The organism is Pseudoalteromonas sp. S1727 (assembly GCF_005886375.1).
GTDB lineage: Bacteria > Pseudomonadota > Gammaproteobacteria > Enterobacterales > Alteromonadaceae > Pseudoalteromonas > Pseudoalteromonas haloplanktis.
On record NZ_PNDT01000007.1, the window covers coordinates 116,606 to 139,436 of the forward strand.

Here is a 22,831-nt window from a genome sequence, read left to right on the forward strand (position 1 = left end):
TTAATTGCAAACATCGTAAGTTCCTAAATTATTGTGTGTGAATGTTTTATTCTTGGTTATTCGAAAAACCTATAAACTTTTACAGCGATTAAGTGCTTCTAAATAGTAATAATCGCCATAATTTAATGCCGCATTTAGCTCCTTACCAGCAGGGTAATGGCCCGTTGCTTGCTTTAACAAAAAGTGTCCATTTTCACCTTTTGCGGCTAAATATTCTGACGAACTTAAACTGCGTAACATTGTCATCGCCGCTTTGCGGTAGCGAGCAGCTTCGTCTTCTTCAACATAGTTAGCTAATTCAATTAAACCACTAGCTAATAATGATGCAGCTGAAGAGTCTCGGTAGTTAATAACATCAGGATGTTCTGGCGCGTCGTAATCAAAATACGGCACTAAATCTTCAGGCATATTTTTATGAGTAAGTAGGTAGTTAACGATATTACGGGCATGGTTTAAGAATTTTTCATCTTTAGTATATCGATATACCATTGTATAACCATACGCTCCCCAGGCTTGACCTCTTGACCAAGAAGAGTCATCCGTCAGCCCCTGAAATGTCTGTTTTGATATAGGCAAACCAGTGTCGCGGCTATAGTTTACTAAATGATACGAACTATAATCGTCACGGAAGTGGTGCTTCATTGTGACTGTCGCATGGCTGACTGCCGCGTCATAATATTTCTTATCGCCAGTCGCTATCGAGGCGTTAAATAGCAACTCTAAATTCATCATATTGTCGATAATGACCGGAAATTCCCATGTTCCCCAGCTCCATGAGAATGTAGTGCCTATATCCGGATTATAACGTTCCATTAGTGTCTTAGCTGTACTAACCAAAATAGGGCTATAACTTTGATTGCCCGTTAGCCTTAATCCGTTACCAAAGCTATTGTTCATAATAAAACCTACGTCATGCGTTTTACGGTTGAACTGCATATTCTCTAATGCATTCGTCCATTCAGTCGCAGTATCAAGCCAACTTTTATCCTGACTATGTTCATAAATATACCAAAAGCTGCCCGCAACAAAACCACTGGTCCATCCCATTGGGTTAATGAAGTTCACTTTACCATCACTGTATGAGGTAGGAATTTTTGTAGGGTTAGTATAAGCTTTTCTAAAGTCATCCATTTGTAGTTGTGCTTTATCCAGTGCTGCACTACAAAAAGCCGCATCGTCTGCTAGTAATTGCTTATTCCCTTCAAGTGCATTACAGGCCGGTAGCGCAAATAATATTGATATGGCCAATGCACTTTTAGTTAAACTTTTTTTCATAGAACCCCCTTTAACTCACGTTCAATTTTTAATAATTTTTATTTGAGCGAATTTAATATTTATACCTGTCACATGCTGAAAATTGCACCCTAGGAGCAATTAACAAGTTTCCTTCGCTATTCCCAATAGTTTGCCTGCAAGGCTCTGCTTTTTATCGCAAGTTAAATTTACATAAACAGGGCACACCAATTTGACTGATATTGACCCATATTGAGCGATAATGTCAAATTGTAAGTGATGAATCACCAATTAAAATGCAATAAGGATGTTTTCCTTGCAGGTATACCGTGTTTATTAGGCTAAGAATAGAAAGGGAGGGCATTAACCAAATGTATAAATCGGTCATTTTCAATCATAGTTAGCGCCACTTACTTATGCACGCTAGCTAAATTAAAATGACCGGTAATCTAATTTAAAATGCGACAGTTCCGCGAATTTCATACTCGCCTGGGAGCAGTACTTCGCTTTCTGAGACCGCTATTGAGCGATTACGGATCACAGCTATGTCTTCGATTTTTGGTAAAACTAATCTAGCCTCTGTATTCTTGGGGACGGTTAAAGACATGATGAGTTGCCCATCAGTGATAGCCCAACTAACAGCTATATCGCCATACGGGGTGGGATGGCTACCATTCACCGTAGACAGCTTGTCAGTAAACTGCGGCTCAACTTTAAAATGTTTAAAGCCAGGCTGAGTTTGTTCAATACCTAGCATTCCACGATAAAACCAACTAGCAATAGCGCCGTAAGCATAGTGATTAAGCGAATTCATTTTCTCACCATTAAAACCAATTTCTAGCGAGTAAGAATCCCAACGCTCCCAGGTGGTAGTAGCGCCGTTTTTTATCGAATAAAACCATGATGGATAGCTTTCTTTAAATAAAATCTCGTACATGAGATCGCTATGACCAAATTTTTGTAATACTGGCGCTAATAGTGGCGTACCTAAGAATCCAGTGCGTAAATGACGATCGCTTTTTTCAATTAAAGTAACCAACTGTTCAACCGCTTGATTTTGTTCTTCAACAGCAAACAGATCAAAAGCGAGGGGCAGCAAATAACTGGTTTGTGTGGTTTTAGGTGATATTTTTTTTGTTGGGCCTTGTCTTTCACTGCCATTATTGTAGATCGGCGGTTTGATAATATTGGTGCGAAGTAACAAGTTTTCATCAAAGAAGTAATCTCGAAACTTGCGTTTAATATTATTGAACAAAACCTCATATTGATCAGCATCAGTGTGGTAACCTAGAATGCGAGCCGTTTTAGCAACAATATCTGCTGAATAGGCGTAATAAGCCGTTGCAATTAAATCTCTGTGAGTGTCGCCACCATTATTACCATCACTGGTGAAAGGTTGTAGCCAGTCTCCATGGCTACTCATGGTAGAAATATGCTGATAACTGTTAAATGTATGATAACCCAACCAACGTTTCATCATGATGTAGTTTTCTGCAAGAATGGTTTTGTCGCCAGTAAACTGATAAAGCTCCCAAGGCACAATAGTAGCAGCATCTCCCCATGCAGAACCTGTCAAACTAGTTAAGAAATTACGAAAAGGTACAAAGTTTGGCACCATGCCATCGATACTTTGCTCTTCACGAACACTTTCAAGCCAAGCAGCCCAAAAACCATAAACGTCTGCTTTATACATTGATGTCTGAGCAAAAACTTGCGCATCACCAGTCCAACCTAAACGTTCATCCCGCTGTGGGCAATCGGTTGGAATATCTAAAAAGTTTCCGCGTAAGCCCCAAGATACATTATCTGAAAGCTGGTTTAGATCAGCGTTAGTGCTAGTGAAATTATCATAAACCTCAAAATCGGAATGCAATACTTTCCCTTTCACCCAATCAAGCGTAGGTGTGGAAGCTTGGTCATAACCAGATAATTCAACAAATTGATAGCCATGAAAGGTAAAGGTTGGTTGATAACGGACCACCCCCGTTTTGTTTGGAGTATAGAGATCGGTAGCTTTTGCCGAACGTAAGTTCGTTACGGCAAACTCACCTTTATCAATAGCTTCTGCAAAACGTAATTTGACTTGCTGATTTTTAATGACAGGAATATTGATTTCTGGCACTCCCACCATATTTTGCCCCATATCAAAAATTGTTATGCCATTTTTCTGGCTAACAATCTTTACTGCTGGAATAGTTAACGTTTCACGAACCGTAGAATGACGCTTAGGCTTCAATAACACATGTTGTTCAAGTGGTTCCGTAATAACCTTTTGCCATTTATCTGCATCTTGATTTTTATCAAAGTCAGCGCTGTGCCAATTAGTTAGTTCAAAATTAGCATCATAAATTTCCCCATCATAATTACTCGCTTCGCGAATTGGGCCTTGGTCAGTCGATTGCCAATCTTTATTTGATGCAACGATTTGCTGAGTGCCATCTGTAAATGTGACTTCTAATTGCGCCAATAAGCGCATAGGTAACATATACTGCTGCTCTGTTGGGTGGAATATTCTTCCGCTGTGCCAACCTTCAGCAACAATTGCAGCTAATGTATTTTCACCTATTTTTAAATGTGATGTCACATCATAAGTGAGTGTTTCGATACGTTTGTGATAAGGAGTCCAACCGGGAGTCATCACATCATTACTAATGGCTTTACCATTTATAAAAGGTTTAAATACACCTTTTGATGTGATGTATAACCGTGCTTGATAGATGTCTTTATCTAAACTAAAACCCTTGCGTAAGTAGTGTGGTCGGTAGTATTTATTATTAGGTGCGGGGAAACGCCCACCTTTGACGGTTCGATTAAACACACTATCTTCATCAAACTCATTAGCATCTGGATGGCCTATCCATTTTGCTTGCCAGTCATCATTATTCAATAGACCTATTTCAAGGTGGTTAACCTCACTCCATTTAGAAGCTTGATCATTTTCATCCCACATTTTTACCCGCCAATAAACCTTTTGACGAGACAATAGCTTTTTACCTTGATAGCTTATCCAAGCGCTATTGTCTGAGACAACCTTTTCGCTATCCCAAATAACTTGGGTATCAAGAAATTTAGCTGAAGTCGCAACCTGAATTTGATAAGCAGATTGAAACTGAGCTTTGCCGTACTGGGGTATTTTCCAACTAAAACGTGGCCGTTGTTCATAATAACCAAGTGGATTGACAAACCCTTCCCCCACTTTTAACTGTATCGGAGCAGCTACTTGCGCTACAACTTTGCTAGATTCTGATTCAGTAGAGTGCTGATTATGTTCTGCACAACCTGCTAAAAATATAAAAACAGAAAATAGACTTACATGAACTTTATTTGCCCTATTAACAAAACTACTTAATGATCTTATCAATTTACTCATGGTGATATTCCTCTAAGATACGTTATATAAGCATTACTTTATAAGTGCTTATCGCATTGTTACACCGGTAGCAAAAAGCATAATGGCATCTGTTACTTCGCTACGACCAACATATATCCCCCAGCGGAAGCCTATTTCTTCTGTACGTGGCCATTGGCCATTACCAACTTTATTGCCATCAATATAAACTTCGTAATCTATACCGTTATCCCTTACTCGCACATCAAAGCCTTTACCATTCATATTTTTAGCTACTATGTACTTGTTATTTCCTATCTCAGGCTGCTCTTTTCGCGGTACATACCAAATATTTCCGTGTTCATCTAAGCGGATCATCACAGACCAGTGGTCGACATTATTTCCTTTAGCTTGAAATATTGAGCACATGTGCGGTAGTGCACATCCAGCTGACTTTATAATAGTGAAACGCCCTTCCCACTCTCGCCATACGCCGTCTTGTGGCGCCCACTTATCGGTCACGCTAAAGCTTTCTATGCGTGCTGCATTTTCACGTTGATTTCGAAGATTTTCTTCATCTTTAAATAAGCGGAAAACTTGTGTATTACCGTCTTCTTGGTACCAACGAGTCCAACGTTCGAACTCATTACGACGAATTGACGCATGGCCAACAGTATGAATCGCTAAATTGTCTTGGATGATTGGGTTATTCGCATAAGGACCAACTTCAACAAGAGCGTTATTTACATCAATTTTAGAGCCTTTAAACCCCTTATTAGTATTAGTGTGATGTGGTCTTAACGCGTCACTGTCTTTTACTTCTTGCCACAGAGGATCTGTGCCTGTTTGAACATAAAGTGTCGACTCAGCTTGAGGACTAGCTTGTTTAGAACTACAAGCAGATAGTGTGCAAACTAACGATAAGGATAATAATGTTGTACGGATAACCATGTTTAATTTCCTTTATTATTTTTAAAGCAAGACCTACCACAATTAGGCATCCTGCTTTTACCAGTTAATACGTTTTGTATGCTGATGAACTCGTACTCTCGACTTTCAGTAACGAGTCTCGAAAACTCAATTGCGTGCCTGAACCAATATAGAGATCGGTCAACTTATTATTTTTGAGTGTAATAACCCCAAACGAGCCGATGAATGATATGCCAAGTTCTTTATTTTCATAATGTTGGCTACTATTTTCTTGGATCAAAATGTATTGAGTGACATTTGAAATGCCCACTTTAGAGACTACTTTGACTCCCTTAAATACATCGTTATGCATCAGACGAGAAGTAGATTGAATAGCAGGCTGCTCAACCCCTTGATACGATTCAAACGTTAATACAAACGGGTTAAGCCAAGCATCTCCTTCATGACGTAACACCATCATTGGTATCTCGTGCTTATTATAAGGTGGGTCTTCACTTTTAATTTTAGGGGCAATCGCTGTAGACAATGTCAGCTCCAAACCCGCCACAATAGTGCTTTGCATCATAACGGGTGAATTTAGGAACTTATGTGCGGTAAAGGTTGCAGTAAGACTTTTAGCTGTTTTCGAAGAGGTATTCACATTTTTTAAGAAATGCCATCCTGGGTGAACAAAATTCCGGTCATGCGTCCACTTATCGATCATTGACGGGTCAAAAGGTTGAAAACGATTTTTATCAGAATGAAACTTAATCGTTTGCCCATCAGTGGCTACATCAAGCGAATCGCCAAGGTTACGATATAAATAATCATGATATTGATTTTCAGCCTCTGATCTTGCTCTAAAAATATCGAGGTAATAACCAAGCTGGTCACTTAACCGTATAACCGCGGTAGTTCGCTGATGGTATGCCGGTTTTACTAAATTATATTCATCATAAAAACGAGCCGTTATAAAAGAGTATTTATCGCTAATTGGGTTTGCATTAATTTCTGGCTCCATAACAACTTTTTCAACGGGGTTTGTTGCCAATTGTAGCCATCCACCTTTTGAAGCTGATGCACCATTACTAATAACTGTATTATGGCCTGCAAATAAGCGATTATAATTTTGATGAACATTTGTAGGGTAAGCGCCTTTTCCAGATTCTAAACCTAATACGTGCCCTTGCCCATACAACTCCATATCAATTCCTGACGCATGGCCATGCACATAACTACCGCCACCAATAGTTGCCATAAGGCTATTTTGAACAGGGTCGTCAGAGGATAAATTTCGTTGAATGAAAAGCCCTGCAAATGGAATATGAACCGTGTTATATACATTTAAAGGTGTGTCAATTTTCTGCTCCCCCAACTCAGTTTCTGGCCACAATAGCGCTAAAGGAGCAAAGTATGGCTTTGCTGAGGTATGTCTGGGTAACAGTGTTGAGCGATCATATTGGCCTGTCTTAATTAACTGCTTTAGCCTGCTAGCAAACTTAGTGATTAATGCTTTGTTGTTATTCAAAACAGCTGACTTATATGCCAATTCATATTCAAAATAGTTATCTTGATGACTGCGATGACTATCTCCGAATGCCGGATAATCACCATTTGGAAAGCGTAATTGCTCATAGGTTAATAATGCACTGGAAATATTAGGGTACTTATTTCCAAGCTGTAATGAAGGCTCAATCCGGTCAATTAAGTTCATTAAATATAAGCTAAAATAGCCAACATGCATCGCATAGCCTAGAGACTCAGGCCATATATCTCCTGCCTTTACATAATTTTTTGCTACTTTTGATAAAGAGTCTTGATGGGCTGTATCTAGGGTAAGGTAATGTTCAAGGTAGTGTTGGCGCAGATGCTCATCATCAATTGCTAACGCGTTATGCACTAAACTCGATGACTCCAAAATAGGCCAGTTATTATCAATAAGACCAGAATCAAGTGCTAACTGCGCATAAGTGGTAAACACATGCTGTGCTGCACTGAAATCAAATACAGTAAACTTGTTTTGATGTGCATCATAAACTTTTCCACCTTTCTTTAGGTAATTATAAACAAAGTCATATATAAGTGGGATTTGAGCTGCGTAGATCCGGGATTCTAGAAGGTGGTTTTTTGGTATGATCCAGCCTCGATTGTTTAAATGCACCGGCTGTATACCAATCTCTGTACTATTTAACCCTTGTACAACGGTGTATAAAATATCTGCTGCGCAGTGTGCATATTTATCTTCACCAATTAAAGCATACATAACCCCGCAATCAATAGCCGCTTGTAGGCTTAACTGTAATGGATTGCGAAGTTCGTTATTGCCTACATTTTTTTGCACGATAAACGCAGGAAATTTATTAGTTTTTTCTTGCCAGGATAATGGCAGCCTTTTTATATTCTCAACGCGTTCATCAACACTTGTCGGAACAAAATCATCAGCCCGTTTTTTTAAAGCTAAGAAGCGCTCTTTAGCCCATTGTTCAGTCTCTATTTTTTTCAAAACAATGGACTTTTCTTTGGCTGTTAGCCAAATTAAAGGACGCTCAGTAGCAAGTAACTTAGTGCTGTAAAGGCTAGTCACTAATGAACCTAGCACTAAGTATAGACACCTGATTTTGTTCACAAGTGTGCTCTATTAAATAGGCTTAATATATCTTTGAAATTCAAACGAATACTTACCAGCTTGGTATAGTTTTTTACGCGTATTAGGGATTGTTACGTAAGCACTGGTATTACTAGGAATTTCAATATCCCATTTGATGACACCGTCTTTTTGAGTCCATTTACTTTTAATTTTTCCATAACCAGTTTGGTAACTGACGTCGACCCATTCTAAGTCTTTAGGAAATACTGGGCGAAGTTCAAACTCCTGAAAGCCAGCATTATCATCTAATGGTCGGATCCCACCAAGCCCTTCATAGAACCACCCATCATAACCACTGTGAAATGGGTGGTTTAATGAACGACCAGGGGCGTTTCTACGTTCGGGATCAAGATCTGGGTCTAAAACCCCTTTTCGCTCCCAAAGAGTTGTCGCGTTAAGTTTTTCAAATTGAAATGAGTAGCCAGGGTAACCATCTGCAGTAAAAATATTAAAAGCAGTGTCCGCATAGCCGTAATCGCTTAATGCTAAATATAAATAGGTTTGACCAAGTGCACCTACAGAGCCATGACCACCCCACTTCTCGACCACATCTTTATTTAAAGCAGCTGCGATTGATTGGCGTAAATCAACAGGCGCAATCCCAAAGCGTAGTGCCATTGCATCGGCGGTTTGACTACCATAATGTCCGGTCTGCGGGTTATAAAACTCTTTATTGAACTGCGCACTGATTGCTTGGAATAAGTCAGTAAATTGTTGTGATTTATCTGCCTCATTGAGTAAAGCAGCTATTTTACTCATTAGATCGGCGCCATGAGCAAGTAAAGCTGAACTCGTAATTGTTGGCGAAGTGTGCTGTGGATTACAGCGTTTTCGACCCATACCCGGTTTTAAAACGGGATCACACCAATCACCGTAGCCTATACGTAATAAGCCATTATCTAATTTACTTTCGGCTAACTGCATATACTCCAGTAAACTATCGAATTGTCTCTGTAGTACTTGTAAGTCACCGTGATGACGATAATGTTCCCAAGCAATAATTATCTCAGCAACGGCCCAATCAAAATTGCCACCGTGTGTACGCTTACCTGGAACCACGGCAGGGGCTTGGAATGTCGCCGTACTAAAGTCACCTAAATACTTTTGCCAAAAGTTGTCCATATTATAATTATAGTTACCAGTGATAAGCGCGGCATGTGCATCACCAGTCCAGCCCGCGCGCTCTCTGATAGGGCAATCCATTGGTACAGCCATTAAATTACTTTCATAACTCCATAACGCCATATCATGAATGCGGTTAATTAAATCATTAGAGCTTTTAAAAGTCCCCGCAATTTCAACATCACTTCTTACTAAATGCGCTTTAATGGCATCAATAGCAGGTGCTTGTTTAAGTCCTGTTATTTCTAAATAACGAAAGCCATGCCAAGAAAATTCAGGTGTCCACGTTGATGTATCATTACCAGAAGCAATATAACCATCTACTTGCTTTAATAATGGTGCTCCACCGCCTGTTTTTTGACTAATGTTACCATCTATATCAGCCCATTCAGCATAACGAAGATACACTGAACTTCCCTTTTCTAAATCCAACTTATCAAGATTTAGAGTAGGTACACCAGTAAAATTCTGTCCAAAATCCAATACCCAGACATCTGGTTTAGGTTGATATATTTTTTGTACAGTCATTTCTTTTACAGCCCGAATAGGCGGTAATAATTGTGGCTCTAGTTTTTCTGTAGGCCACTGGGTAAGTACTTCTACAGGCTGCCAGTTGTCAAGATTACTCGAGTTGCGATTCCAATCAGACAGCATTTTATTAGCATCAAACAATTCACCAGAAAAGATGCCTTCTTTTATTACTGCAGACGGATGACTGAGCCACTGTTGATTTGAAGTGATTAATTGCGTAGAGCCATCATCAAATGCTAACTCTAATTGAGCAATAAATTTAGGTTGGCCATAAGAAAGAGTTTTCGATGGTTTATCTTCTGAACCATCAGGATTTTTCCACCGACTAAATGCAATGTTTTCATCATACCAGCCACTTCCTAAGTGAACGGCAATAGTGTTTTCACCCGGTAAAAGAAAATTAGACACTTCATCAGTGTTGTAAAGAATACGCTTATCAAAATCAGTTTGTCCTGGGTCCATAATACGATCTGAAACCCTCTGACCATTAAGATACACTTCGTAATACCCACCGGCAGTGCTGTGAAGCTTAGCTTTAACTACTTTTTTACCACTTTCAGCTTTAAAAGTATGACGAAATAAACTGGCTGTAGGTTGTACTTTAACTTGTTCAATAACCAGCTCTTGGGTTTTAGTTTTATCCTTGGTTAAAGTTGATAAATCTTCAGGGTTAAGACCAGTTGCATAGAGCGCCCACTGTTCTACACTCGGTGTAACAGGTGTAATCTCTTGTTTTTCAACTTGTAGCCACTTAGCTTGCCAATCATCTTTGGTTAACAATCCCATTTCCCATGAGCTAATACGACTCCACTCACTCATTTGTTCTGATTGCCAAACGCGTACCCGCCAAAAGGCAGTATCATTTGCTTCAAGTACAGTGCCTTGATATGCAATATTTAACGATTGTTTTGCTTTGACCTTACCACTATCCCATAGCAATAAATCAGGTTGATCAAATGATTGGGTCTGGCTAACTTGAATTTGATAGTGAGATTGACTTTCTACATTAGAGTGCCAAGAAAGTTTAGGGTTTGGATTATGGACGTTTAGAGGGTTTAGATTCCCTTCAACCAATAAGTTATTGGGTTGAATAATTACATTATCTTGCGTGTTTTTATAACTACAAGCAGATAAAAAGATAAAAAAAAATAAAAGTATAACGTTTTTCATGCTAGTTCTCACATTTATGCGAATACGACACAATAAAACCCTATAGCCTAAAAATTCCTATTAACATTACAGTTAATAGGAATAAGCTTTCAAAACCTCTATTGAGGAAAAGTAAGGGAGTTACTTGAAAATTTTAAAGGCTGTTAACCTTCCCACTTCACCATCTCGGAAGCGGCAAGAAGAACAGCACCTACGCCATATAGCTGTGAGTCAGTCTTTTTAACTGGGTCTGGTGATTTACCAACATGCTGAACCCAATTTACTCGACCGTTAGGTTCCACTGCTTGCTCAAGAGCATGCCAACCTTTTTCTACGATGTCTTTTGACTTTTGATCGGTCAGAATACCGTTATTAACACCCCATGCTAAGCCAAATGTAATAAAGCCTGTAGCACTTACTTCAGGTGTTTTAACAATGTCAGGATCCATCAATGAAGCTGGCCAATAACCGTTTTCACGTTGTAATTTCATCAAACCAGCAGCATTCTTTTTATATAATTCAATATAACGATCTTTAGATGGGTGCCCCATAGGTAGATCATCAATAATCAATGGAATTGCAGCAAATACCCAGCCATTACCGCGCCCCCAAAATACAGGTTCTCCGTTTTCACTTTTCATATCGAAATAACGGCTATCACGGAAGAACAACCCATACTTATCAGAAAATAAGTAATCTGCACTAGCCCAAAACTCTTTATCTGCGTAGTCAAAATATTTAGGATCGCCTGTAACATTGCTTAGCTTTAACCATGTTCTTGGAGCCATATACAATGCATCAGCCCAACACCAACGATCTTGGCAGTTCCCTTCAAAATGAGCGCCGTTTTGCGTAGAGCTTGTTTCATCTCGCATTTCCAATCCAACTTGTGGCGGATTTGCTAAAATTTGATCAAATAATTTTTGAGTCGGCTTATAAGCGTCGGTATTACCTGTTTGTTCTGTTAGCCATAAATATGTTTGGCCGATAGTATGATCATCAGCATGGTAAGGGCGGTCTAATAATAATTCATAATTCTGCTCTTTAGCCATTGCAGCTATAAAGTCAGTGTAATCTTGATTTTTAGTTGTTTCAGCCCAACGAGTTAGACCAATATAAAATGAAGCTTGAATCCAAAATTTAGGGTTTTCTGATTTTGCACGATGTGACTCAGGAATATAAGATAGATCATCAAGATGCGATATCTGCCAATCAGCGGCTCTATTCGCAATATCTCTTGCTGACTTGACGATAGAATCCGCGTTGCCTGCCTCTACCGGCGCTACTGCAGCTTTCTCAGTCTTAACTTGATTCTGAGTATTTGGCTCTGAGCACCCTGTAAGCAACAAACCAACTGTCAGTGGTAGCAGTGCTAATTTCATTGTTTTTTTCATTTCGAAACCCTAATTATTATTGTGTGTGAGCGAAAGTTACCAACTTCACGCATAAATACTGTTGTCTATTGTAAAAATATAGTGAGTGCCAATAACTCGACAGAATTTCTCAAACAGTAGACTGAGTCATTACAAATTATAAAAATTCACGAATATGCAATAACAATAAAACAACGTGACTTAATTTGCAACAATTTGAGCGATAAAGATTAAAGATATATTAATGGATGAGATAGAGTAAAAATGTGCCGAACTACAATCTACCTTAGATTGTAGGACCTGGATTTATTAAAACGTCATTGTGGTGGTTGCCCCACCACAATGATTAAAACAAATTTATTTAGTCCTTATACTTTTCAAAAAGCTCGAAAAACTCTTTTGTAAGTGCTTTATTGCTTGAAGCAAGGTTGTTTTTCTCACCAGGATCTTTAATGATATTGTATAGCTCTACCTTTGCATCAAAGCCATAGCGAACAGCCTTATAATCACCTTTGCGGGCAGCTTGGTATGTATCACCAATTATCCCGGAGTTTGGATCACCCACTTGTTTAGCAAATTCCCAATACAGCACACGCTCAGGCTGCGGCTCAGGCTTATCATTAAGGAGCCCTTTAATAGACACACCATTAGTCCTAACTCGTGGAATAATATTAAGATCAACACCCGTAATATCAGCTAAAGTTGGCAAGACGTCTGCAAATAACCATGGAGTATTATCAACACGAGACTTTTTGATTTTGTCAGGCCATTGAACAAGCATAGGAACGTGGATCCCACCATCATAAAGATCACGCTTTTGTCCTTTATAAGGTGTGGCTGCTTTTAAATACTCAGGATCAGCTCCACCTTCATCGTGCGGCCCATTATCAGACGTAAATACAATCAGCGTGTTATCTAGGATGCCTTTTTTCTCAAGCGCCTTCGTTATTTGACCAACATAATCATCTAATGCACTTACCATGCCCGCTAAAGTAGCATTAGGTTTTGCTACCGGCTCAGGGTAGTAAGCTGCATATTTATCACTTGGTTTTCCAGAAGACATACCTGTGTATGGTGTTTCTTTAAAAGAATATTGCTTGCTGTATTTCTCCGGTACAGCTAACTCAGCATGTGGAGAAGAGAAAGTTAACATAACAAAAAATGGGTTTTCACGTTTTTGATTTATATAGTCAATCGCTTCATTGGCAAATAACTCCTGCGCATAAGCCCCTTTTTTGCCACCTTCATTCTCTGTAATACGTATTTTTTTACCATCACGCCATAAAATTTGCGGGTATTGGCGATGGCCTTCTAATATAGAATACATTCCGTACCAAGTATCAAAGCCCATCGCTAATGGATCAGTAACGCCCATCTGTGAACCAATCGAATATTTTCCGAATAATGCAGTATCATAACCTGCATACTTCAATACATGTGCAACCGTAATATCACTTTCTTCTAATTGAACTGTATTAGAGTTGTTAGTCATATAGCGACCGTCACGACCAGTAAACAATGATACTCTTGATGGAGAACAAACAGTGTTGCCTGCATAGGCTTGGTCAAATCGAATACCGTTGTTAGCGATATTATCTAGATTTGGGGTTTTGATTGGGGTGTTACCATATGCCCCAACCTGATTAAAGCCAAGGTCATCAGTTAAGATAAAGATAATATTTGGTTTTTCAGTTGCAAATACAGGTTTGGATAAACCTAATAGTAGGCAACCTACAACACCTAATAACTTGTGTGTGTTTTTTATCATTTTTATTCCTTAATTTTCTGTAGAAAAATTAAAATGTCTATTTGAACTAAAGTATGAAACCCATCATAGTTATCGCAGTACCAATAATATAAAAATAAGATCAAATACTTTAATTAAGCCCATTCTTAGTAAAACATTCTTCCACACTGATTTCGGTTTTTGTTAACTTTGAATTGGCGAAACTTGACTATTTTGTTGAAAATTAATAAGTTGTGGCTATTTATATTTGCCACCCCCTGTTATTAATCAACTCGAAAGCACTAAGTTAAATTGAGCGACCAAGACAAATTGTGAGCGATAATGACGATTCTCACACAAAAAACACAATATTGACAAGTTATATTAACTAAAAATGATGCGTCTACCTTTCTAAAACAGTGACACACAGATCGCCCAACTTTAACCGTCACTTATAAAAAAGTCATAAATTCAAAGGCTCCTAGCAAAAAATAAAATACACACTCAATTAATTTATATACTTTTCTCAATTCAAGATAACCCCTTAACTTCACAGAGTTAGCTATATCTAAACAAACCTTTTGCGTGTAATTCACTCAATTATGTTAATTTCAATATTAATAGAGGTTAGATTTTTTGATGGTTGACTTAAACAGTTATCAAAATTAAGCTAAAACAATCAAAATAAATCATTATACACACAAGAAAAGTAGAAACTATGAAAATTACATTACGAAGTACAAAGCTAAGTGCATTAACTTTATCACTAGTTGCAGCTCTATCCGGTTGTAATGCTCATGTAGACAGTGAGTCAACAACGTCCTATGTAAAAGAACAAGTCCCTGCACAAGTAGGTAGTTTTGGCGATCAGGGGGATGGTACTTATATTAATCCAATATTAAATGCAGATTACCCGGACTCAGATATAGAGCAAGTTGGTGATACCTACTATATGATCACTTCTAAACAACATATGTCTCCAGGCATGCCTATCCTAAAGTCGAAAGATATGGTGAATTGGACCAACGTTGGGCATGCATTTCCTAAGCTATCATGGGCTCCTGAGTATAATTGGGATCGCATGAACGGTTATTCATTTGGTACTTGGGCTGGCGATATCGCATATCACGAAGGAAAGTGGTACGTATATCAGATAGATTATCAACACGGTTTAATGGTCACAACAGCTGATAATATTGAAGGCCCATGGAGTGAGCCAATAATGATGTTGCCAAAAGCTGATGTACTCGATGATCCTGCTGTTTATTGGGATAAAGAAACAAGAAAAGCTTATGTAATCATTAATACTGGTGCAAAACAAAAGTCTTCTGACAATAAAATAGAAGGTAATGAAAACCGTATTTATGAAATGAGCTGGGATGGAACAAAAATTCTAGATGAAGGCAAACTAGTTCATACCGGCTTAGGCGCAGAAGCGGCCAAAATTTATAAAATTGATGGTACTTGGTACATCTTTATGGCTCAGTGGACTATGGGCGATAAATCCACCAAACCTGGTGTTAAAAATCCTAAAAATGACAGAAAACAATTAGTACTTCGTTCAAAAGAAAGTATATACGGCCCTTACGAAGTGAAAACTGTTTTAGAAAAAGGATCTGAATTCAATAACCGCAGTGCTAGCCAAGGTGGTCTAATGCAAGCCCCTGACGGTTCTTGGTGGTATATGCATCAGCTAATTCAAAATGATGATATTCCATTCCAAGGTAGACCTCAGGTATTAGAACCTGTTACTTGGGTTGATGGTTGGCCAATTATTGGTGTTGACGAAGATAATGATGGTATTGGCGAACCAGTTAAACGCTACAAAAAACCTATTGATGGTTACCCTATCACAGCCCCTAAAAGTGACGATGATTTTTCATCAACAAAATTAGGGTTGCAATGGGAGTGGAACCATAATCCTAGAGATAGCCATTGGTCTTTAACTGAGCGTCCAGGCTGGTTACGTCTAAAAGCCAGTAAAGTATTACCTAATAAAGAAGGTCATGGTCCAAAGATCAATGAATGGACTAATAATGACGGCTCTGATGGTGATTTTTGGAGAGCAAGCAATACTCTTAGTCAAAGAATGATGGGGATCACAACAGGCACAGCTGTTGCTAAATTTGATATATCAGGTATGAAACCAAATCAATTAGCTGGCTTTGTTCGATATGGTGGGGTTTTTAATCTTCTAGGTGTTGAAATGGATGAGCAAGGCAAGAAGCATCTATTTTATATGAATGGAATGAGTGAAAAAACTATAGGCCCAGAATTAACCAGCGATACATTATTTGTTCGAACATCTAACGCTCGAAATCAGGCTACTTATGAATACAGCTTTGATGGAAAGAGCTTTAAAGCATTTGGACCAACATTCACTATAGCTTTTGGTAAATGGACTGGTGACCGTTTAGGTTTCTTCTCATGGAATGAAAAAGAGGATGCTGGTTACATAGATGTTGATTGGTTTAAATATGATTACGATGGCCCAAAAGCGGCTTCTTCACAAGTATTTAAAAATTAGTAAATTTCATTGCTCCCTTTGTTTTTCAGAGGGAGCGACTTCAACTTTTCATCTCTTTCCTACCCAAAAATGTATTTTCCACATTGTGGAATACACTATTACTACCGTGTCATAAATTTAAAGGCTCTTCTTTCCCAATTTTTAAATCGTGACTGAAAATCAACTTTTCTTTATATGATAAGTATTGCATTTATATGAAATTACAGGATAAAAATAAAAAATATAATTTGTCCACCTAATTGAGTTTTCGAGGTCGAGTGGTGTAGTTGAGAAATTTCTCTCTTCACTTTTATCAAGGAAACGTAATGAAACTACATAAGTTTACCCTCACTTTAGCCGCTGCAGCTGTGCTATCTGCCTGTAGCTTTGATGATAATAAAGATGAAATAAATAGCCTAGAACAACAAGTTGCTCAACTAGAAGCAAGTCTAGCCGCTGTTAATGCTGAAAACTCATTAAGCGATGAGCAAGTATCAGATATGTTATCTCAAATTAATTCTTTAACGGCTCAGTTAGATGGTTTAACAAACCTGCCTGACGAAGAGGTTGAAGCGTTAAAATCAGAGCTAAACTTATTAGCAACACAATTAAGTGAAAGTAATGAGCTGACTCAATTAGAAAGTGAATTAATACAAAAAAATATTGCTGATCTTACCTTAAAGCTAAATAACAGCATTACAGCTTCAGATGAAGATGTAACAGCATTAAAAGAAGAAATAGCAGCTTTAACAGATCAACTAAGTTCGCTGACAACAGATTCAGGTGCTGACATAGATGCCCTTCAAGCTAAGATTGACTCATTAACAACAATCATTGAGCAGCTTACTAAGCAAAAACCAGTTTTAGGCCTTAATAGCACATCGGGCGCTAATATCTTAGCAGAAGAGAGCGATAAAGTTTGGCGCTTTGCTATTTTTCCAGATACCCAAGGCCGTGATGACGATAACATGAAAGCCTATGTTTGCGTGGACAAAAATGGCAATGATGTTAGCGTAAATGGTAGCCCAATATGTGAGTGGCTTGGTGTTGACTTTAACGGTGATGGTTTCTACGACGCTGGTACTGAAAGCCAAGCAGACAGTGTTAAACCAGGTGATTGGGATGAAGATGGCATTAGCTATTTAGTCAATGTAGAAGATCCTCTGCAACCTTACATTGAAACAGATAGTGCTGGTGCACCAATCGTTGTTAGCCCTGAAGATAGAAAAGACTTTGGGCCGGATTGGAAAATACTGCCTGTACCGCTAGTGGAAGCTGTTGCAGACAAAATGATTGAGCTTGATGTTGACCTTGTTTTAGCAACCGGTGATATCACGGAATACAGAGCAGAATCAGATTATGTTCAATGGATGGATAAAGTAGCTTCGCCACTACAGAATGCAGGAATTGACCTATTCCCAGTGCGAGGAAATCACGAGATTGTTAACGGACGTAATTGGCCTTCATGGTTCAAAAACACTCAGGAATGGGAACGTCAATCTGTGAACAACGTTTACAATGATATCAACCCATATGAAGGTAAAAACCAAGTAGATTTTGATCAGGGTTATGCATTATACCAAGCTTACACTGGCAAAATTATTAAAGACCATTTAGATAAAGGTGTTATTACTGGTTACCCAGGATTAGAAGATCTGGTCTATTATTTTGTAAAAGATAACACGCTATTTATTGGGTTAGACTTTTACTTTGCAGATATTCATAACAGCACCTTTAAAGGTACATGGTTAACTTTATATAAATGGCTACAAGAAGTAATTACTGCAAATGCTGAAAATGTGGACCACATTGTAGCGTTTGGCCATGAACCTCTTTCAACTAAAAAGCGCCCACAAACTTACCAAGTAGAACAATATGAAGCATATGAAGCGACTGAAAGAGCACTCCAAGCAGCCGCAGATCTTGCTCAAGTAAACTATGACGCAGCAGTGAGCAATAATGTTGAACAAGCAGAGTTAACTCGCTTATCAGCAATATTAGAAGAAGCCATAAGTGCTTTAGAAGAAAACCAAGAACCTAATGTAGATGGTTATGATATTGGACAATTAGGTTACTTGTTACTTCAAGATGACTCTGCACCAGGGTTAGCCAATGATGTATTAACTCTATTTAATGACTATCAAGTTACATATATTTCAGGGCACGATCACCAATATACGCGTAGCCTTATTCATACCGATAAAAAACATAAAGATACGTCAAATGGTTTCACCCAAATTGTAGGTGGTAGTGCCTCATGGAAGTCCTATGAAAACCTTTATGGTAGTCAAGAAGAGTATGAAACAAGCTTATATATTGATAACTTCGTTCGTGAAGATACAGTTCAGAGTTATGTGAATAGCAATGGTTTGAAATATGCAGAGTCAACAAATGGTCTAGCCGCAGGTATCTCTTTTGTCGTCGTTGAAATAAACGGCCGTCAAATGAAAACAACTAACTATTATGCCGAACATAATTTATCTGAAGTAGATATGAACTTAGGTGCTCATTACGATAAAGACACAAACCAATGGTGTCATTATGAGGGTGACTTTATGGTAAAAGGGTCTGTAGAAACCACCAAAGTATGTGAAAACATACGATGGGTAGCTGTAGATGAAGCCTCATATACGAAAGATGCAACGAAGCGCGTTGTTGAGCCTAATGAAAACTACTTTTTACATAGTAAAGCCCCTACTGAAGAAGGCTACATAGGCACCGAAGCAACCATCATTGATGGCTACAATATGACGTACAATACCTCATATGCTGCAAACATTAACCGCGTGGAAATGTTGAGAGAGCTTGTAACTCTTAGCTGGTTTACTGATACAAGTGACGTGACTTTATCTGATATTTTATATATCAGCGGTAACCAAAACCAAGATGGTACTAAATTTAACGAGTTTGGCTCTATCGATACAACCTCACCAGAGTCACTGACTTATATTAACCGCAGTGGTTGTGAAGTATTAAACGCCACGCATGTCTCTCGTGATGGTGTACTTAATAAAGGCCGTGATTTAGAAGCTTCATTAAGTGGTGACACCAGCGCCAGTGATTATCAAGCAGGCTGTGGTGATAGTGACTCATGGAATAACAGATATAATAACGATAATCTAGATTTTGCAGATGCAATGGCTATCAGTATCGTGGCACCACAAAGTAAAGATTTAGAAACATTAACTGTTGGCCGATATGACACTGAAATCAATCAATGGGTACCAGCATTTAGCCCTGAGTGTTATATTGAAACAGGTTACTCAGACCATTACTCAGTCCACTATAGACTTGCCGAGCAACACCCAGAAGGTGGTTATGCTATTAATGGCTGTCAACAACGTTACTGGGGATATTCTAAGTCAGCTAATGTGATTTGGGGTTTTATCCATACAGATGGTAAATTTGCAGTAATTGAAAAGTAAAATTATACAGCCCTGGAGTTAGCTTCAGGGCTTATTTAACCCCACCAGAAAACAGCCCTACTTGTAATTATAACTAAAACCAAAATAGACACTTCTGCCACTCGTTGTTGTATTACTAGCACGGTAATTGGAATTGCTGTACTGGCGGACTTCTTCGTTAGTTAAATTGAATGCACTTAACTTTACTTGCCAATTATCCATAAATGTATAGCTAAAAAAAGCATTGAAATATGTCGTCGGTAAAAACCCGGTTTCATCTTCATCAATTAATATTTCGCCCGCTCTTTCTATATAACTACCACGATAGACAGTAGATAACTTAAACAATGCCTTAGGGCTATCATAAAAGATTGATCCTGATGCCGTTACGTCTGACAGGTACGGTAGCTGCTTTTTAAAAAGCGGCAGACCGGTTGCAGGGTCATAATACGTAACTTTTCCTTCGTTATAAGAGGCATTTATACTAAAACCCCAATAAGTATTTTTTAGCAAATAGTTAAAGCTAACCTCGCTCCCCCATTGATAGGCTCTCTCTGCATTATCATGCCAAATAAGAGCTTCTGAGCTGTTGTTATAGCTATTATCATTTATTAATTTAGTAACGATGTAATCTTTAATGTCTTTGTAAAAAAATGAAATGCCCAATGCTTTATTAGCACCAACTTGTCCGTTAAAAGATATATCAGTGTTATCAGAAATGTAAGGCTTAAGATCAGGGTTAAAGACGTACTTTGAATGTTCTGTTAAGTGAGCATTACCATAAAAATCTAAGGATTCTAACGTTGGCTTTGAATAGTTTTTTGAATAACCTAAGTACATCTGCCAGTCATCATTTATAGAGAAAGCGGCATTTATTGTCGGTAAAACCACACCGTAAGTGATAGGTGTTAATGGTGATTTAATAGAAGTAATATGATCAGATTGATAACGAATACCCACATTGGTTATCCAGGTTTCCAATGAAATATTTAACGAGGTATATAAACCTTGGCTATATTCAGTGACAGCCTCATTTTCATAACTAGTTTGACCTATATTTTGTTCAATCCTATAAGGGTCAAGCCCAAAAAATTGTAAGGTGTCATTAGTGTGTAATTTTAACCATTTCAGCTTGTTATGTGGGTTTTTAGTAATAGTAAGATCGCTAGGTACTTCATTTAAATAAATAGATGCTCCGGAATCTCCACGTAGAGCGATATCATTTAATTTTTTATTCGCAATTTTGCTTTTATGCGAAGCCCAATCTGCGCCAAATTGGAGCTCAAAAGTGTTGTTTACAAGGTAATTGAAGTCAACTCGAGCAAAGTAGTATTTATTACTTGAACCATACGCTTCTAAGTCACCATGATCGAATACCCACATATCTAAGGATTCTAAGTTCTCACTGTATTGAATATCTGCGTAATAAGGGGTCTTTCTATAGTCTATTGAAACATCGCTCACCCCACGGGTGTAAACCTTATTACTATAAGGGATGTTATATTCGGATAACTCTACACCTAATAAAGCATTAAATTTTAGTTTTTTTGTTAAGTTTTTACTTATAGAAAGAGTACTTTGTTCATACGTAGTTTCAATTGACTGAGCTCGGCTTTCAGTAGAAACGTTTGCTTGCTCATAATTAGCATACACTAATTCGTTATACTCATTTACCTCAATATCGGTGATCACTGATAAATTATTAATAATTGGTGTGGAACTTTCGCCTCTAGGGTAAACGTGGAATTCATATCTATTTCCTTTCAAATAACCTGTAAGGATATCTAAATCTATGTGAGTATCTTCATTATTATATTCAAGGGATAAGTTAGCACCGAGCCGTTCATGGTTTGCCTGCCATACAGAGTAACGGTTTCCTCTAGGTATAATATAATCCCCGTTTTTTAAACTATCATTTTCCTGTTGCGAAAGGGCTGATAAATCAACATCGTTAAAGGCTATATTTCGCCATCTAAAAGTGTTTGCCCCCTGCTCTTCTGAACTTCTTTGTGAATAAGTGATGCTCGCAAGTGCTCCCCAATTCCCCCATGAGTTAGAAACAATAGAAGAAATATTTTTAGCCAGCTCAGTAGAGTAATCATTAAAGCCAATTTGCGGTGAAATATAGAAATAAAAATCGTCTAAATCTGACGGATTTATCAAATCAAGTTCTATCGTTCCAGAGATACCACCGGGTAAAGATGATGCAGAATAAGCTTTATTTACACTCACAGATCTAAATAACTCTGCAGGTAAAATATTTAAATCAAAGCTGCGATCTTTTTCTTTTTGAATACGACTATCCATAGGGGAATCATTATTTGCTAACACCGGCATGCCATTTAGTGTCGTTAAACTAAAATCAGGGGTACCTCCACGAATTGATGTTTTTTTGCCTTCTCCTAATTCACGAGTAATTGTCACTCCTGACATTTGCTGTATAGCCTCAGCTAAATTGGTACTCGGGGTTCGCTTGATCTCCTCAAATGAAAGGCTATCAATGATATTTTTGGGAGCGAGTGTTAACTCTTCACTTATTTGATTAAAACTACTGATGACTGTTATCTCTTCAATAACAGGTTGTGCTGATTTGTTTGGTTTTTTATAGAGTATAAAGCCATTATTTTGCAGTTCGTATGTAATGTTATGCTCAGTTAAAATCAGCTTTAGTGACTCTTCTAATGTGTAACGTCCATTTAATAACACATTAGATTTACCCTTGATTAAAGCTGGGTCGTAACTAAACGAAACGCCAAATTTGAGAGCTATTTCTTGTAATACTTGTTCCAAGTCACCTGCGGGAAGATATATTGATCTGGTGTTTGCTTCAGCGGAGTAAGTGGATACTGAGCAAAGCAAGAAAAAGTAGATTTTACAAAACCCTTTAATTTTAAAATCCATTT

The 22,831-nt window shown here is 38.1% G+C and carries 10 protein-coding genes; 2 read left to right on the forward strand and 8 right to left on the reverse strand.

Features of this window, described 5'->3' with window-relative positions; translation table 11 throughout:
• Window positions 1-69: 69 nt before the first annotated feature.
• The 7 genes from CWB85_RS01915 to CWB85_RS01945 all read right to left on the reverse strand — a co-directional run bounded on the left by CWB85_RS01915 (window position 70) and on the right by CWB85_RS01945 (window position 14,060).
• Window positions 70-1,275, reverse strand: a complete 1,206-nt coding sequence (locus CWB85_RS01915; protein WP_138553958.1) for a glycoside hydrolase family 88 protein — start codon at window positions 1,273-1,275, stop codon at window positions 70-72.
• Window positions 1,276-1,687: 412 nt separating this feature from the next.
• Window positions 1,688-4,603, reverse strand: coding sequence for a family 78 glycoside hydrolase catalytic domain (locus CWB85_RS01920; RefSeq protein WP_138553959.1), 2,916 nt, complete (start codon window positions 4,601-4,603; stop codon window positions 1,688-1,690).
• Window positions 4,604-4,651: 48 nt separating this feature from the next.
• Window positions 4,652-5,512: a hypothetical protein gene (locus tag CWB85_RS01925; RefSeq protein ID WP_138553960.1), complete on the reverse strand. Its 861-nt coding sequence runs from the start codon at window positions 5,510-5,512 to the stop codon at window positions 4,652-4,654.
• Window positions 5,513-5,576: 64 nt separating this feature from the next.
• Window positions 5,577-8,054, reverse strand: a complete 2,478-nt coding sequence (locus tag CWB85_RS01930; protein ID WP_138553985.1) for an endo-acting ulvan lysase-like protein — start codon at window positions 8,052-8,054, stop codon at window positions 5,577-5,579.
• A gap of 54 nt (window positions 8,055-8,108) precedes the next feature.
• Complete coding sequence (locus CWB85_RS01935) at window positions 8,109-10,940, reverse strand: alpha-L-rhamnosidase (protein ID WP_138553961.1); 2,832 nt, start codon at window positions 10,938-10,940, stop codon at window positions 8,109-8,111.
• A gap of 143 nt (window positions 10,941-11,083) precedes the next feature.
• On the reverse strand, window positions 11,084-12,313 hold the full coding sequence (locus tag CWB85_RS01940; RefSeq protein ID WP_138553962.1) for a glycoside hydrolase family 88/105 protein: 1,230 nt from the start codon (window positions 12,311-12,313) through the stop codon (window positions 11,084-11,086).
• A 340-nt stretch (window positions 12,314-12,653) separates the two neighbouring features.
• Window positions 12,654-14,060, reverse strand: a complete 1,407-nt coding sequence (locus CWB85_RS01945) for a sulfatase-like hydrolase/transferase (protein ID WP_016710371.1) — start codon at window positions 14,058-14,060, stop codon at window positions 12,654-12,656.
• Between the two features lie 676 nt (window positions 14,061-14,736).
• On the opposite strand from CWB85_RS01945, the gene CWB85_RS01950 reads away from it, so the two are divergent.
• Together CWB85_RS01950 and CWB85_RS01955 are read left to right on the forward strand one after the other, a co-directional pair.
• Window positions 14,737-16,545, forward strand: a complete 1,809-nt coding sequence (locus CWB85_RS01950; RefSeq protein WP_138553963.1) for a glycoside hydrolase family 43 protein — start codon at window positions 14,737-14,739, stop codon at window positions 16,543-16,545.
• 305 nt (window positions 16,546-16,850) lie between these two features.
• The gene (locus tag CWB85_RS01955) at window positions 16,851-19,949 is read left to right on the forward strand and encodes a metallophosphoesterase family protein (protein ID WP_249314760.1); all 3,099 of its coding nucleotides are present in this window, start codon (window positions 16,851-16,853) and stop codon (window positions 19,947-19,949) included.
• 57 nt (window positions 19,950-20,006) lie between these two features.
• On the opposite strand, the gene CWB85_RS01960 is transcribed toward CWB85_RS01955, so the two are convergent.
• The gene (locus tag CWB85_RS01960; RefSeq protein WP_138553964.1) at window positions 20,007-22,829 is read right to left on the reverse strand and encodes a TonB-dependent receptor; all 2,823 of its coding nucleotides are present in this window, start codon (window positions 22,827-22,829) and stop codon (window positions 20,007-20,009) included.
• Between the last annotated feature and the right edge of the window lie 2 nt (window positions 22,830-22,831).